We start from the raw sequence: 15,254 nt of genomic DNA on the forward strand, positions 1-15,254 counted from the left end.
GATAGCCCCGTACATGAAAACGACCTTGAAGTGAAATCGAGTAGGGCGGGACACGTGACATCCTGTCTGAATATGGGGGGACCATCCTCCAAGGCTAAATACTCCTGACTGACCGATAGTGAACCAGTACCGTGAGGGAAAGGCGAAAAGAACCCTGTGAGGGGAGTGAAATAGAACCTGAAACCGTGTACGTACAAGCAGTGGGAGCCCTTCGGGGTGACTGCGTACCTTTTGTATAATGGGTCAGCGACTTACATTTTGTAGCGAGGTTAACCGTATAGGGGAGCCGTAGGGAAACCGAGTCTTAACTGGGCGTCTAGTTGCAAGGTGTAGACCCGAAACCGGGTGATCTAGCCATGGGCAGGTTGAAGGTTGAGTAACATCAACTGGAGGACCGAACCCACTAACGTTGCAAAGTTAGGGGATGACCTGTGGCTGGGGGTGAAAGGCCAATCAAACTCGGAGATAGCTGGTTCTCCCCGAAAGCTATTTAGGTAGCGCCTCGGACGAATACTACTGGGGGTAGAGCACTGTTTGGACTAGGGGGTCATCCCGACTTACCAACTCCATGCAAACTCCGAATACCAGTAAGTAATATCCGGGAGACACACGGCGGGTGCTAACGTCCGTCGTGAAGAGGGAAACAACCCAGACCGCCGGCTAAGGTCCCAAAGTTCTGGTTAAGTGGGAAACGATGTGGGAAGGCTCAGACAGCTAGGATGTTGGCTTAGAAGCAGCCATCATTTAAAGAAAGCGTAATAGCTCACTAGTCGAGTCGGCCTGCGCGGAAGATGTAACGGGGCTCAAACCAGGCACCGAAGCCGCGGATTCATACTTATGTATGAGTGGTAGGGGAGCGTTCTGTAAGTCTGCGAAGGTGTATCGAGAGGTATGCTGGAGATATCAGAAGTGCGAATGCTGACGTAAGTAACGATAAAGGGGGTGAAAAGCCTCCTCGCCGGAAGACCAAGGGTTCCTGTCCAACGTTAATCGGGGCAGGGTGAGTCGACCCCTAAGGTGAGGCCGAAAGGCGTAATCGATGGGAAGCAGGTTAATATTCCTGCACGACTTGTAATTGCGATGGGGGGACGGAGAAGGCTAGGTGGGCCAGGCGACGGTTGTCCTGGTGAAAGTGCGTAGGTGGTGTTTCTAGGCAAATCCGGAGACACAACACTGAGACACGAGACGAACGCACTACGGTGCGGAAGCCATTGATGCCCTGCTTCCAGGAAAAGCCTCTAAGCTTCAGATTACAAGTCATCGTACCCCAAACCGACACAGGTGGTCGGGTAGAGAATACCAAGGCGCTTGAGAGAACTCGGGTGAAGGAACTAGGCAAAATAGAACCGTAACTTCGGGAGAAGGTTCGCTCTTGACAGTGAAGTCCCTTGCGGATGGAGCAGTCGGGAGTCGCAGTGACCAGATGGCTGGGACTGTTTATCAAAAACACAGCACTCTGCAAACACGAAAGTGGACGTATAGGGTGTGACACCTGCCCGGTGCCGGAAGGTTAATTGATGGGGTTAGCGCAAGCGAAGCTCTTGATCGAAGCCCCGGTAAACGGCGGCCGTAACTATAACGGTCCTAAGGTAGCGAAATTCCTTGTCGGGTAAGTTCCGACCTGCACGAATGGTGTAACCATGGCCATGCTGTCTCCACCCGAGACTCAGTGAAATCGAATTCGCCGTGAAGATGCGGTGTACCCGCGGCTAGACGGAAAGACCCCGTGAACCTTTACTACAGCTTGGCACTGAACATTGAACCTACATGTGTAGGATAGGTGGGAGGCTTTGAAGGCGTGACGCCAGTTGCGCTGGAGCCGTCCTTGAAATACCACCCTTGTATGTTTGATGTTCTAACGCAGGGCCCTGAATCGGGCTCGCGGACAGTGCCTGGTGGGTAGTTTGACTGGGGCGGTCTCCTCCCAAAGAGTAACGGAGGAGCACGAAGGTTGGCTAATCCTGGTCGGACATCAGGAGGTTAGTGCAATGGCATAAGCCAGCTTAACTGCGAGACGGACAGGTCGAGCAGGTACGAAAGTAGGTCATAGTGATCCGGTGGTTCTGAATGGAAGGGCCATCGCTCAACGGATAAAAGGTACTCCGGGGATAACAGGCTGATACCGCCCAAGAGTTCATATCGACGGCGGTGTTTGGCACCTCGATGTCGGCTCATCACATCCTGGGGCTGAAGTCGGTCCCAAGGGTATGGCTGTTCGCCATTTAAAGTGGTACGCGAGCTGGGTTCAGAACGTCGTGAGACAGTTCGGTCCCTATCTGCCGTGGGCGTTGGATGATTGAAGGGAGTTGCTCCTAGTACGAGAGGACCGGAGTGAACGAACCTCTGGTGTTCGGGTTGTCACGCCAGTGGCACTGCCCGGTAGCTAAGTTCGGAATCGATAACCGCTGAAAGCATCTAAGCGGGAAGCGAGCCCTGAGATGAGTCATCCCTGACCCCTTGAGGGTCCTAAAGGGCCGTTGGAGACCACAACGTTGATAGGTGGGGTGTGTAAGCGCGGCGACGTGTTGAGCTAACCCATACTAATTACCCGTGAGGCTTAACCATACAACACCCAAGAAGTGTTCTGGGCCTTGTAGCGAATGAACGAACTACTAACTAATTCAGTGATAGCGAAGCCAACAGGCAAATCGTTATTCACGTCAGCTTTCTCAGATTGAAGAATTTGCCTGGCGGCCATAGCGCCGTGGAACCACCTGATCCCATGCCGAACTCAGAAGTGAAACGCGGTAGCGCCGATGGTAGTGTGGCATTCGCCATGCGAGAGTAGGACACTGCCAGGCATCAATTAAGCAATCACAGCGATGTGGTTGGTCGCGATACAACGTCAGGTTGTGTTGGACAAAAGATTTAGATAGCGCACACAGTGCGGTCTTTACCGGTTAGTGTGCTGATATGGCTCAGTTGGTAGAGCGCATCCTTGGTAAGGATGAGGTCCCCAGTTCGACTCTGGGTATCAGCACCATTATTGAAGTAGTAAAGCTTTTGCCTGACGGCAATAGCGCCGTGGAACCACCTGATCCCATGCCGAACTCAGAAGTGAAACGCGGTAGCGCCGATGGTAGTGTGGCATTCGCCATGCGAGAGTAGGACACTGTCAGGCACCTATTTAGAAGAGGCCTCCCATTCGGGAGGCCTTTTTGCATTTCTGCGTTTCAAAATCTGCTTTCCTGCCGCCATTTTAGTAAAAATGCTGGGCTATCAAGACATTGCCCGTTACTCTTTAGCCGTTGCCGATTAACACGTGATGCTGCCAGAGAGGTATTGATGGCTACGTTGAAGGAAATTGCACAGGAGGCGGGGGTGTCGCTCGCGACGGTATCCCGGGTGCTGAACGAGGATCCCAGCCTGAGCGTCAAGGAAGAGACCAAGCAGCGGATCTTCGAGATTGCCGAACGGCTGGAGTACAAGACCAGCAGCGCCCGCAAGGGGGTTCACAAGAGCAAGCTGCACTTTCTGGTGGTCTATTCCTACCCGCAGAGTACCGAGGTCAACGACCCTTACTATCTCGCCATCCGTTATGGCATCGAGACCCAGAGTGCCCGTCTCAACATCGAACTGACCCACCTCTACAACTGTGGTGAAGGGCGCGAGCTGACCGCCGTGGATGGCATCCTGGTGGTGGGGAGTCTCTCTGCCGAGCGTCTGGCGCAGCTGCGAACCTGCTCCAGCATGCTGGTCTTTGTCGATTCCCGGGCCATGGAGGAGTTTGACTCGGTCGACGTGGATCTCGCCCTGATCAGCCAGCAAGTGGTGGATTACTTTATCGCTCAGGGGCACCAGCGCATCGGCTATATCGGTGGGCAGGATGAAAATCCGGATCTGCGTGAGCTGGCCTTCAAAGATTATGGCCAGCGACTGGGGGTGGTGCAGGAGAGCGATCTCTATCGCGGGGACTTCTCCAGTGCCTCCGGCTACCGGCTGGCAAAAGAGATGCTGGCAGGGGATTGGCCCAAGGCGCTGTTCGTTGCCTCCGACTCTATCGCCATTGGGGTGCTGCGGGCCATCCACGAGAGGGGATTGTCGATTCCCCAGCAGATTGAGCTGATCAGCGTCAACGATATTCCGACCGCCAAGTTTACCTTTCCGCCGCTCTCCACGGTGCGGATCCACTCCGAGTTGATGGGCTCCCAGGGGGTTAATCTGCTGGTCGAACGGCTGCGTGACGAGCGTGATATTCCCCTTCGGGTACTGGTGCCGAGTCGCCTGACCCTGCGTGGCACCACTCGTTGATTTTAGTAAAATAAATTCTGTTTTAGTCGCGTCATCTTGCGGTGGCGCGGCCTCATCCCTTTATCATCCTCTCCCTTATTTCTCCTGATAAATTCATAATGCATTGTTTTACGGTGGTTTTAGCCATTTTTTGCCTGCATTTATCAACATCCATGCCATCACTGCCTGCTTTATCCCCTTTTATCCTCCGATTCTGATCTCGCTCACAAAACCATCCAGCCATTGTGATCAGGTTAAAACTTTACCGATCCAAAGCTGATATTTAGTAAATGTTTATCTAAAGTTTACCAAGTCAAAGTTGCCTTGTTCCGGGAGGACATGTGAATAACTGGGAAAACGTCCAATTCGTTGGTGAAAACAGGCTGGCTCCGCGTGCCTACTTCTTCTCTTATGCCGACCACGCGCTGGCGGCCACCATGCAGCGCGAGCTGAGCCGCCGTTTTCTGGGCCTTAGCGGTCAGTGGCAGTTCCACTACTTCGACCACCCTCTGCAGGTGCCGGAGGCCTTCTATCACAGCCCTATGAGCGAGTGGGGCCAGATCACTGTGCCCAACATGTGGCAGATGGAAGGGCATGGCAATCTGCAGTACACCGACGAAGGTTTTCCCTTCCCCATCGACGTACCCTTCGTGCCGACCAACAACCCCACCGGCGCTTATCAGCGCAGCTTCACGCTGAGCCCGGCCTGGGATGGCGAGCAGGTGATCATCAAGTTTGACGGGGTCGAGACCTACTTCGAGGTCTATGTGAACGGCCACTACGTCGGCTTCAGCAAGGGCAGTCGCCTCACTGCCGAGTTCGATATCAGCGCTTACGCCAAGATTGGTGAGAACCTGCTGTCGGTGCGGGTGATGCAGTGGGCCGACTCCACCTATATCGAAGATCAGGACATGTGGTGGATGGCGGGGATCTTCCGCGATGTCTATCTGGTGGGCAAACCGGCCGCCCATGTGCAGGACTTCTTCATCCGCACCGCGCTGGCCGATGATAATCAAAGCGCTACCCTGAGCTGCGATATCCAGCTGGAAAATCTGGGTGCGGCTGCCCGTGATCACCGTCTGGTCTGGTCGCTGCTGGATCAGGGCAGCGAGATCGCCAGCGGCTCGCTCGACAGTCTCGCCATCGACGGCAAGTGTGATTGCCGCTTCACGCTGGACCTGGCCAATCCCCATCTGTGGAGTGCCGAAGACCCTTACCTCTATCAGCTGCAACTCTCCCTCTACAACGGTCAGGGCGAGCTGCTGGAAGTGATCCCGCAGCGGGTCGGGGTACGTGAAATCAAGGTCAAGGATGGCCTCTTCTACGTCAACGGCCACTACCTCAAGCTGCACGGGGTGAACCGTCACGACAACGACCACCTCAAGAGCCGTGCGGTCGGTATGGACCGTGTTGAACGGGACATCGCGCTGATGAAGCAGCACAACCTCAACTCGGTGCGCACCGCCCACTACCCGAATGACCCGCGCTTCTACGAGCTGTGCGACCAGTACGGTCTGTTCGTGATGGCGGAGACCGACGTGGAGACCCACGGTTTTGCCAACGTCGGCGATCTCAGCCGCATCACCGATGACCCTTTCTGGGAGCCGGTGTTCGTGGATCGCATCGAGCGCCACGTGCACGCCCAGAAGAACCACCCCTCCATCATCATCTGGTCGCTCGGCAACGAGTCCGGTTACGGCTGCAACATCAGAGCCATGTACCAGCGCTGCAAGGCGATCGACCCGACCCGGCTGGTGCACTACGAAGAGGATCGCGATGCCGAGGTGGTGGATGTGGTGAGCACCATGTATTCGCGCGTCTCCCAGATGAACTGCTTCGGCGAGTTCCCGATGGAGAAGCCGCGCATTATCTGCGAATACGCCCACGCCATGGGCAACGGCCCGGGTGGCCTCAGTGAGTACCAGCAGGTGTTCGACCGCCATCCCCACATTCAGGGCCACTACATCTGGGAGTGGTGCGATCACGGCATTCTGGATCAGGACGAGCAGGGGCGCGCCGTTTACAAGTACGGCGGCGACTACGGCGACTATCCCAACAACTACAACTTCTGCATGGATGGCCTCATCTATCCGGATCAGACCCCGGGGCCGGGTCTGCGCGAATACAAGCAGGTGATCTGCCCGGTCAAGGTGCGGGCGCTGGATTTGGTCAGCGGCAAGCTGGCGGTGGAAAACCGCTACTGGTTCTCCACTCTCGACGACATCCGCCTGCTGGTCGAAGTGAAGGGCGAGGGCGAGCTGCTGGCCAGCCAACAAATCCGGCTGGAAGGGGTTGCCCCCGGTGCCATCACCGAGTTGCAACTCGAACTGCCCACGCTCGATGGGCGGGAAACCTTCGTCCAGCTGCGGGTCATCAAGGCCACCGCCACCCGCTACAGCGCGGCGGAGCACGAGCTGGGCCAGTACCAGTTCCAGCTGAAAGAGTCGACTCGCCAGCTGCAGCCTTTTGCCAATCCCAACGCCACGGCGCTGCAGATTGCCGACGAGCGCCTCGCGCTGACCCTTAGCGGCAGCGGTTTCGCCCTGCGATTCTCGCGCCTCGACGGCAAGCTGGTGAGCTGGCAGCAGGATGGTATCGAGCTGATTGAGCGCTCGCCGCGCCTCACCTTCTTCAAGCCGATGATCGACAACCACAAGCAGGAGTACGAGAGCCTGTGGCACCCGAACCACCTGCAGATCATGCAGGAGCACTTCCGCACTCTGAGCTGGCGTCAGCTGGGTGAGGCGGTCGAGGTGACGGTGGAGAGCCTGATCGCGCCGCCGGTGTTCGACTTCGGCATGCGTTGCCGCTACGTCTACACCCTGAGCCCGAACGGCCAGCTGCATGTGGCACTGTCCGGTCAGCCCTACGGTGGCTATGACGACATCATTCCCAAGATCGGCTTCGAGCTGGGCATTCGTCAGGATCTCGACCGGGTGCACTACTACGGCATGGGTCCGGGTGAAAATTATCAGGACAGCCGCCAGAGCAACTGGATCGACAGCTTCCAGAGCACAGTCGGCGAGATGTGGGAGCACTACCCCTTCCCGCAGGACAACGGCAACCGCCAGCAGGTGCGCTGGGCGACATTGACCAACCGCCACGGCGCCGGTCTCTACGTGCGGCCCGATGCCCCCATCAACCTGAGCGTCTGGCCCTACAGCTGGGAGCATATCCACGCGGCGCAGCACATCAACGAGCTGGAGCCGAGTGGTTATCTCACCCTCAATCTGGATCACAAGGTGCTGGGGCTGGGTTCCAACTCCTGGGGCTCCGAGGTGCTGGACTCCTGGCGGGTGCGCTTCGAGCCGTTCAGCTTCGGCCTGACCCTGCTGCCCATCGCTCGCGGCAACCTCAATCCGGCTGCGCTGGCCGGGCTCGATCTCACCATCAACGGCGGGAGGAACCTCGCATGATCACCCTGGACAACCTGACCCTGTTCAAAAACATCTACCGGGAGGGCAAGAAGTGGGGCCGCTGCGTGGAGGCCATCAACAACCTGGCCAACCTCAAGCCCGGCATCTGCCACTCCATCGGTGACTCCCTCACCTACCGTTTGCAGGAGGGGGCCAGCCCGGCCACCTCCCTGTTTGAGGGGCAGCGCCGCTACTTCGACGTCCACTACTACCTGGAAGGGGAAGAGACGGTGGAGTGGGCTGCCAAGCGCGAGCTGGGCGTCGAGCAGGGCTATGACGACACCACGGATCGCGAGTGGCTGGCCGGTGAGGTGCGTGAGCGCCAGAAAGTCGGCAACGGTCAGGTGGTGATCTTCGAGAACGACGAGGCATACCGCTTCGTCGGCGACGGGCCGGTGCGCAAGCTGATCATCAAGGTCACCGTCGAAGGCGGCTACTTCAAAAACAAATAACAAGCCGCTGTTTTTGCACTGATAAAAGCCGGAAGGGCGGGGCTCACCCTACAACTCATGCCCCGCCCTTTCGCGGAAATAACTACAGGTCTGGAGATGCACCATGTCTGATTCCAAACGGAATACGATAGGCAAGTTTGGTCTGCTGTCGCTCACCTTCGCGGCGGTATTCAGCTTCAACAACGTCATCAACAACAACATCGAGATCGGTCTGGCCTCGGCCCCGATGTTCTTTCTGGCCACCATTTTTTACTTCATTCCGTTCTGTCTGATCATTGCGGAATTTGTGTCACTGAACAAAAACTCCGAAGCGGGGGTGTATGCCTGGGTGAAGAGCTCCCTCGGCGGTCGCTGGGCCTTTATCTCCGCCTACACCTACTGGTTCGTGAACCTGTTCTTCTTCACCTCCTTGCTGCCGCGGGTCATCGCCTACGCCTCCTATGCCTTCCTCGGCTACGAATACATTTTCACCCCGCTGGCGACCACTTTCTTAAGCATGGTGCTGTTTGCCTTTGCCACCTATGTCTCCACCAATGGCGCCAAGCTGCTCGGTCCCATCACCTCGGTGACTTCGTCTCTGATGCTGCTGCTGACCCTCTCCTACATTCTGCTGGCAGGTGTGGCGTTAGTCGGTGGTGTACAACCGGCCGACCCCATCACGGTAGAGGCCATGGTTCCCGATTTCAGCTGGGCCTTCCTCGGTATCACCACCTGGATCTTCATGGCGGCCGGTGGTGCCGAGTCGGTCGCGGTCTACGTCAATGACGTGAAAGGGGGCTCCAAATCCTTCGTGAAGGTGATCATCGTCGCCGGGCTCTTCATTGGTGTGCTCTACTCCATCGCCTCCCTGCTGATCAACGTGTTTGTCCATAGCGACACCCTGAAATTTACCGGTGGCTCGGTGCAGGTGTTCGAGGGACTGGCGGCCCATTTCGGTCTGCCCACCGTACTGATGAACCGCTTCGTGGGTCTGGTCTCCTTCACCGCCATGTTCGGCTCCCTGCTGATGTGGACGGCGACTCCGGTGAAGATCTTCTTCTCCGAAATTCCGGCCGGCATCTTCGGCAAGAAGACGGTCGAGCTGAACGAGAATGGCGTGCCCGCCCGTGCAGCCTGGATCCAGTACCTCATCGTGCTGCCGCTGATGGTGATCCCGACCCTGGGCTCCAACACCGCGCAGGATCTGATGAACACCGTCATCAACATGACCGCTGCCGCCTCCATGCTACCGCCGCTGTTCATCATGCTGGCCTACCTCAATCTGCGCCTGAAGCTCGATCACCTGCCGCGGGATTTCAAGATGGGTTCGCGCACCACCGGCATCGCCGTGGTCTCGGTGCTGATTGCCATCTTCTCGGTGGGCTTCCTCGCCTCCACCTTCCCGACCGGTGCCGACATCATGACCATCATCTTCTACAACGTTGGCGGGATCGTGATCTTCCTCGGCTTCGCCTGGTGGAAGTACAACCGCTACGAAGCCTCCCTGAGTGCTGACGCGCGGGTGAAAGAGGCCCAGCCGACCAGCCAGATTTCCGTCCGGGCATCCTGACGATAACCCTGACCAAACCGGCCCCCGTGGCCAGGAGCGATCAACCGGGTGGCTGCGGCCACCCGTTACCCGTTGCACCATTGAGCACAAGAACCGAACACAAGGAGAAAGGAATGAGCGAGACGATCGAGTTTGCCGAATTCAAACGGGTCGAGATGAAGGTGGGCAAGGTGCTGGAGGTGGTGCGCCACCCCGGGGCCGACAAACTCTACATCGTCCAGATCGACGTGGGCGGTGAGCGGCCACTGCAGACCGTCACCAGTCTGGTGCCTTACTACAGCGAAGAGGAGCTGATGGGCAGCGAGGTGGTGGTGCTGACCAACCTCAAGCCGACCAAAATGCGCGGCGAGCGATCCGAGTGCATGTTGCTGTGCGCCGAGACCCCGGACGAGAGCCAGAGCGTGCTGCTGCAACCGCGGGTGTCGATGGCGCCGGGCACCCCGATCGTCTGAATCACGGATTGAACGCCGGGGCAGCAGAACTGCGCCGGTGTGTGAAGGGGCGCCATGAGCTTGCCCCTCTGACCATAACAAGAGAGTAAACGGCGCGGCCAACTGGCGGGCGCCGAACACATTCAGAGTCATAGCGCCCCCGTGCGAAGGGGCGTGAATCTACCGGAGGACACCATGTCTGAATCAGTACGCGGCACCATCGGCAAATTTGCCCTGTTGTCGATGACCTTTGCCGCCGTGTTCAACGTGCGCAACATCGTCAACAACAACATCGAGCTGGGGCTCAGCTCCGCCCCCATTTTTCTGCTGGCCACGCTCGTCTACTTCGTGCCATTCGTCTTCATCATTGCCGAGTTCGTCTCGGCCAACAAAGATTCCGAGTCGGGGATGTACGACTGGCTGAAAAAGCCGCTCGGCACCCGGATGGCCTATCTGGGCTCCTTCCTCTACTGGTTTGTGAACCTGTTCTGGTTCGTCTCCCTGCTGCCCAACGTCATTGCCTACGCCTCCTACGCCATGCTGGGCTATGAGTACAGCTTCTCGCCGACCGTCACCTCGATCATCTCCATCGTGCTGTTCGCGGCGGCGACCCATATCTCCACCAAGGGGGCGACCTGGCTTGGCAAGATTGCCGAGCTGGTGGCCTACGGCGTCTTTGCCCTGTTCGCCATCTATGTGCTGGGTGCCCTGATGGCCCTCGGCGGTGACCATGTAGCGGCCCAGCCGATCACGCTGGAGGCGATGACCCCCACCGTCAACTGGGCGACCCTCGGCATCATGTGCTGGATCTTCCAGGCGGCGGGCGGTGCCGAAACCGCTGCGGCTTATCTCAATGACGTGAAGGGCGGTCAGAAGTCCTTTATCAAGGTGATCATCACCGCCGGTATCGTCATCGGAGCCATGTATGCGCTGGGTTCCCTGCTGGTGAACGTGTTTGTGCCGCGCGAGAGCCTCACCTATGCCGGTGGCATGGTGGAGATCTTCACCGGCATGGCCCAGTACTTCGGGCTTTCCGAGACGCTGGTGGGCCGCGCGGTCGGTATCGTGCTGTTCATCGCCATGTTCGGCTCCATGATGATGTGGACCTCGGCGCCGGTGAAGATCCACTTCTCCGAGATCCCGCAGGGTGTCTACGGCGAGAAAACCACCCGCCTCAACAAGCACGGGGTGCCGGTACGCGCCGCCTGGTGGCAGTTTGTCTTCGTGTTCGTGATGCTGGTGGTCAACGGCTTCGGCTCCGAGTCGGTGCAGCAGATGATGAACACCGCTATCAACCTCACCGCCGGTACCGCCATGCTGCCGCCGATCTTCATCATGGTGGCCTACTTCGTGTTCCGCTGGAAACATGACGACACCCCCCGCGACTTCCGCATGGGATCGCGCAAGTTCGGCATGGCAGTGGTATCGGTGCTGATCACAATCTTCGTGGTGAGCATGAGCGCCTCCGCCTTCCCGAGCGGGGTGGATCTGGTGCGCGCCTTCTTCATCAACGTCTTTATGACCGCGGTCTTCTCGGCGCTGGCCTACTGGTGGATCTCCCGCTTCGAGAAGCGTCAGGCCCGCAAGCAGGGTGGCAATGAGAAGAAAAGCGGCAACGGCACGCTGGCCAGCCAGCGCTGATCGGCTGAGCGAAAAAAACGAGACGGGCGGCCCAGGTCGCCCGTTTTTTATTCATTTATCGCCGGTTTGGCGCTATCTGGCCGCGGGTCGTCAACTTCCGCTATTCGACAAAGCAAAGGCGTTAAGCATTGATGAACAATTAACCGCCACTCAACGTTGCGCAGCTTCGATATCGGGGTAAGCTGGGGGTTCGTTTCAACGGGAGGTGCCAGACACCCCCTGTTGTGTTTCTTGTCCTCCCCGCTCCTGACCTTCCGCCACGAAGGCAGGATGCTCTCTGATGGAGACCCCCTGTGCGTCTGGATCCCTTTACTGTTGTGCTGATTGCGGTGGTCACCCTGGCCTCCCTCTTCCCTTGCGAGGGGCAGGTGGCCGTCTGGTTTGGTCTGCTGACCAAGCTGGCGGTGGCGCTGCTCTTTTTCATGCATGGCGCCAAATTGTCGCGCCAGAACCTGCTGGCGGGCCTCGGCCACTGGCGGCTTCATCTGGTGGTGATGCTCAGCACCTTCGTGCTGTTTCCGCTGCTCGGGCTGCTGCTCACCCCGCTGGTACCGAGCTGGCTGAGCCCGGCTATCTACCTCGGCTTCCTCTATCTCTGCGCTTTGCCTGCCACCGTGCAGTCGGCCATCGCCTTCACCTCGATGGCCGGTGGCAATGTATCGGCGGCGGTGTGCAGCGCCTCGGCCTCCAGTATCCTCGGCATCTTTCTCTCGCCGGTGCTGGTGGGATTGATGATCCATGTGCAGGGAGAGGGGATCGACACCTGGCACTCCATTCAGGCGATCATGGTGCAGCTGATGCTGCCGTTTGTGGTGGGTCATCTGTCGCGGCCACTGATCGGCCGCTGGGTCGACAGCCACCGGCCGATGATCGGCAAGCTGGATCAGAGCTCCATCCTGCTGGTGGTCTACGTCGCCTTCAGCGAGGCAGTGGTGCAGGGGATCTGGCATCAAGTAGGCTGGTACGATCTGGCCAGTATCGTGCTGCTGAGCTGCGTCGTGCTGGCGCTGGTGCTCTGCTGGAACGTCTGGATCAGCCGTCGCCTCGGCTTCAACAAGGCGGACGAGATCACCATCGTCTTCTGCGGCTCGAAGAAGAGCCTCGCCAACGGGGTGCCGATGGCCAACGTCATGTTCCCGGCCGCCAGCGTCGGGGTCATGGTCTTGCCGCTGATGATCTTCCACCAGATCCAGCTGATGGTCTGCGCCGTGCTGGCTCGCCGCTACCACGAGCAGGAGCATTGATACTCGCGCCGTTTTTGCTGCCATAACAAGAGGGAGGCCCGTTGGCCTCCCTCTTCTCATCTGCATGCTGACCGGCGTGCTAGCGTTTGCGCCAGACGGTCAGCTGCGCCACCGTGTGCTGGTATTTGCGGGCGGTCTCGCGGATGACGAAAGGCACATCCCGCGGCGGGCAGTGCTCCTCGAACTCCGCAGCCAGCAGCCGTTGCAGCGCCTGATAGGTGGTGAGCGCCTCGCCATTTTCGCGAATGCCGCCGAGCCAGTTGGCTGGCGGGGTATATTCCGCCAGCCAGGTGTAGGGGCTGGTGAGCACCAGCAGGCCACCGCTGCGCAGCCGGGGAGCGATGTCCCGCAGGAAGCGGGCGGGCTCTCGCAACCGGTCGATGAGGTTGGAGGCGAGCACCAGATCGTAGTGGTCATATTTGGGCTTGAGGTTGCAGGCATCCCCCTGACTGAAGTGGATGCGCTCAGCCTGACTCGCCCCCAGCTCATGGCTCGACAGGCGTGCCTCGCAATACTCCACCAGTTCCCCCTCCAGTGGAATGGCGTAGCGGAAGCTGTCCTGGCTGGCGAGGGCCAGCGCCACATCGATGAAGCGGGCCGAGTAGTCCACCCCGTCCACATGCTGGAAGTGGCGAGCCAGTTCGAAGCTGGCGCGGCCGGTGGCGCAGCCGATATCCAGCGCCCGCTGGTGGTTGATGCACAGCTCGCCTGCAAGATCAGCAAGCGTCTTGGCGTAGTTGGCTACCCCGAAGTGGCTCGGGCCGTACTGGAAGTCGAGGTACTGAGCGACCAGCGTGTCGGTTTCATAGGGATTCACGATAACGGGTTCCTGATAACGGGAGACCAGATAGCGGAAACCCGCATGCTGGAAGAAGTGACGCCGGAAGGCGTAACGGGATGATTTGAGCGCTTCGTTGCCTGTGCTGATCCAGCTGCCGCCCTTGATCAGGGTGTGCTTGCCATCAAAGGTGGGGGTGGAGAAGTCGTCGTAGAGCGGGTGGATTTTAAAGCCGTCGAAGCCATCGATGGCGGTGCTGGTCCACTGCCAGACATTGCCCACCAGATCGAAGAACGCCCCTTGCGGGCAGGCATCCACCGGGCAGGACGACGCGAAGCGGGCCAGATTGATATTGCCGGGGGCCTCCGTCCAGTCCGGCTGATCGCCGGGTACCTGTTCGCGCAGCAGCATCCATTCCGCCTCGCTCGGCAGCTGGATGGGGAGTCCGGTTTGGGCCGCCTTCCAGCGGCAAAAGGCGGCCGCCTCCAGCTGGTTGACCTCGACTGGCCAGTCCCAGGGCATGGCGACCTGCCCGGTCATCAGCCGCAGCTGCAATTGCCCGGGCTTGGTGGGATCTCCCACCCAGAAGGTGGGCATCTGCGCCTTGGCATACTGACACCAACCCCACCCCTCCTCATCCCACCACTGTTGCTGGCCGTAGCCGCCCGCCTGAACGAAGGCGAGGTACTCGGCATTGCTCACCAGCATGCGGCTGGCCTGAAACGGGGCCAGCTCGATATGGCGCTCGCCATATTCGTTGTCCCAGCCGTAGGTGGCGTCCTGCTTGCCAAGGCGCACCTTGCCGCCAGCCACCGGTAGCAGGCTGTTGGCGGGCACCAGCTCAATGCGGTGGCGCGCTTCGGCGCAGGCGGGCCAATAAGGCTGCGGCCGCACCCAGGCGAGTGGCAACTGGCGGATCAGCACGCTGGAGGTCTCGAGGTGAATGCGCTCGTGCTCTATCCCCATCAGGATCACCCAGGCCGGGCTCTGCCAGTCGATGGGCAGGGTGAGCGGCATCTGGCGGATGAAGTCGCACACCAGCGCGCGGACTTTGGCCCGATAGCTGCGCAGCTCGGTGACCTTGGGCCAGTCGTAGTGGGTCTCGTCCAGATCGTCCCAGCTCATCTCGTCCACCCCGATGGCGACCATGGCCTCGATGCGGGCATCCAGCCGCTGATCGATCAGGCGTGCCGCCAGCAGCTTGTTGATAAAGAAGGCTGCGGTGTGGCCGTAGTAGAAGATGAGCGGGTGGCGTAGCGGGATCGCCTTGTTGAACCAGGCCCGCTCATCGGCCAGACAGTCGAACAGCGAGTCGTAGAGATCGAAGGTCTGGCAGAAGTAGCCAAGCAGCTCGCGCCGTTTCTGCTCGGGATCGCTGCCGGTCAGCAACGGGGTGCGAGTCGGTTCCGGCAGACCGACGGCAGTGGCATAGAGAGGGCTTGCTTGGGTCACGCTCTGACTCCTTGTTGGCAGTGAAGACTGACAAGACAGTGGTAATGACATTACCGCAATA

8 protein-coding genes, 1 tRNA gene and 3 rRNA genes (1 of these 12 only partly in view) are annotated in these 15,254 nt (G+C 59.0%); 11 read left to right on the forward strand and 1 reads right to left on the reverse strand.

The window, feature by feature from the left end; all coding sequences use genetic code 11:
• From I6G90_RS16655 to I6G90_RS16705, 11 genes are all read left to right on the forward strand, one after another.
• Nucleotides 1–2,565 (forward strand): 23S ribosomal RNA (locus I6G90_RS16655); it begins 324 nt to the left of the window's first position.
• 121 nt (nt 2,566–2,686) lie between these two features.
• Nucleotides 2,687–2,801 (forward strand): 5S ribosomal RNA (gene rrf / locus I6G90_RS16660).
• Between the two features lie 106 nt (nt 2,802–2,907).
• A tRNA-Thr gene (locus tag I6G90_RS16665) sits at nt 2,908–2,983 on the forward strand.
• A gap of 23 nt (nt 2,984–3,006) precedes the next feature.
• A 5S ribosomal RNA gene (rrf, locus tag I6G90_RS16670) occupies nt 3,007–3,121 on the forward strand.
• Nucleotides 3,122–3,285: 164 nt separating this feature from the next.
• Nucleotides 3,286–4,251: a transcriptional regulator EbgR gene (gene ebgR / locus I6G90_RS16675; protein ID WP_058052078.1), complete on the forward strand. Its 966-nt coding sequence runs from the start codon at nt 3,286–3,288 to the stop codon at nt 4,249–4,251.
• A gap of 320 nt (nt 4,252–4,571) precedes the next feature.
• The gene (ebgA, locus tag I6G90_RS16680; RefSeq protein WP_197928382.1) at nt 4,572–7,646 is read left to right on the forward strand and encodes a beta-galactosidase subunit alpha; all 3,075 of its coding nucleotides are present in this window, start codon (nt 4,572–4,574) and stop codon (nt 7,644–7,646) included.
• On the forward strand, nt 7,643–8,098 hold the full coding sequence (locus tag I6G90_RS16685; protein ID WP_042062503.1) for a beta-galactosidase subunit beta: 456 nt from the start codon (nt 7,643–7,645) through the stop codon (nt 8,096–8,098). The genes ebgA and I6G90_RS16685 overlap by 4 nt, the downstream gene beginning before the upstream one ends.
• A 103-nt stretch (nt 8,099–8,201) precedes the next feature.
• Nucleotides 8,202–9,647 (forward strand): amino acid permease, encoded by a 1,446-nt coding sequence (locus tag I6G90_RS16690; protein WP_058052075.1) that lies wholly within the window; start codon nt 8,202–8,204, stop codon nt 9,645–9,647.
• A gap of 113 nt (nt 9,648–9,760) precedes the next feature.
• The gene (locus tag I6G90_RS16695; RefSeq protein ID WP_197928384.1) at nt 9,761–10,099 is read left to right on the forward strand and encodes a tRNA-binding protein; all 339 of its coding nucleotides are present in this window, start codon (nt 9,761–9,763) and stop codon (nt 10,097–10,099) included.
• A 174-nt stretch (nt 10,100–10,273) separates the two neighbouring features.
• On the forward strand, nt 10,274–11,719 hold the full coding sequence (locus I6G90_RS16700; RefSeq protein ID WP_197928386.1) for an amino acid permease: 1,446 nt from the start codon (nt 10,274–10,276) through the stop codon (nt 11,717–11,719).
• A 293-nt stretch (nt 11,720–12,012) separates the two neighbouring features.
• The gene (locus tag I6G90_RS16705) at nt 12,013–12,963 is read left to right on the forward strand and encodes a bile acid:sodium symporter family protein (protein ID WP_197928388.1); all 951 of its coding nucleotides are present in this window, start codon (nt 12,013–12,015) and stop codon (nt 12,961–12,963) included.
• A 79-nt stretch (nt 12,964–13,042) separates the two neighbouring features.
• On the opposite strand, the gene ovoA is transcribed toward I6G90_RS16705, so the two are convergent.
• A complete protein-coding gene (ovoA, locus tag I6G90_RS16710) occupies nt 13,043–15,193 on the reverse strand; it encodes a 5-histidylcysteine sulfoxide synthase (RefSeq protein ID WP_197928390.1) in 2,151 nt (716 codons plus the stop codon).
• Nucleotides 15,194–15,254 lie beyond the last annotated feature (61 nt).

It is taken from the genome of Aeromonas allosaccharophila (assembly GCF_016026615.1).
Taxonomy (GTDB): Bacteria; Pseudomonadota; Gammaproteobacteria; order Enterobacterales; family Aeromonadaceae; genus Aeromonas; species Aeromonas allosaccharophila.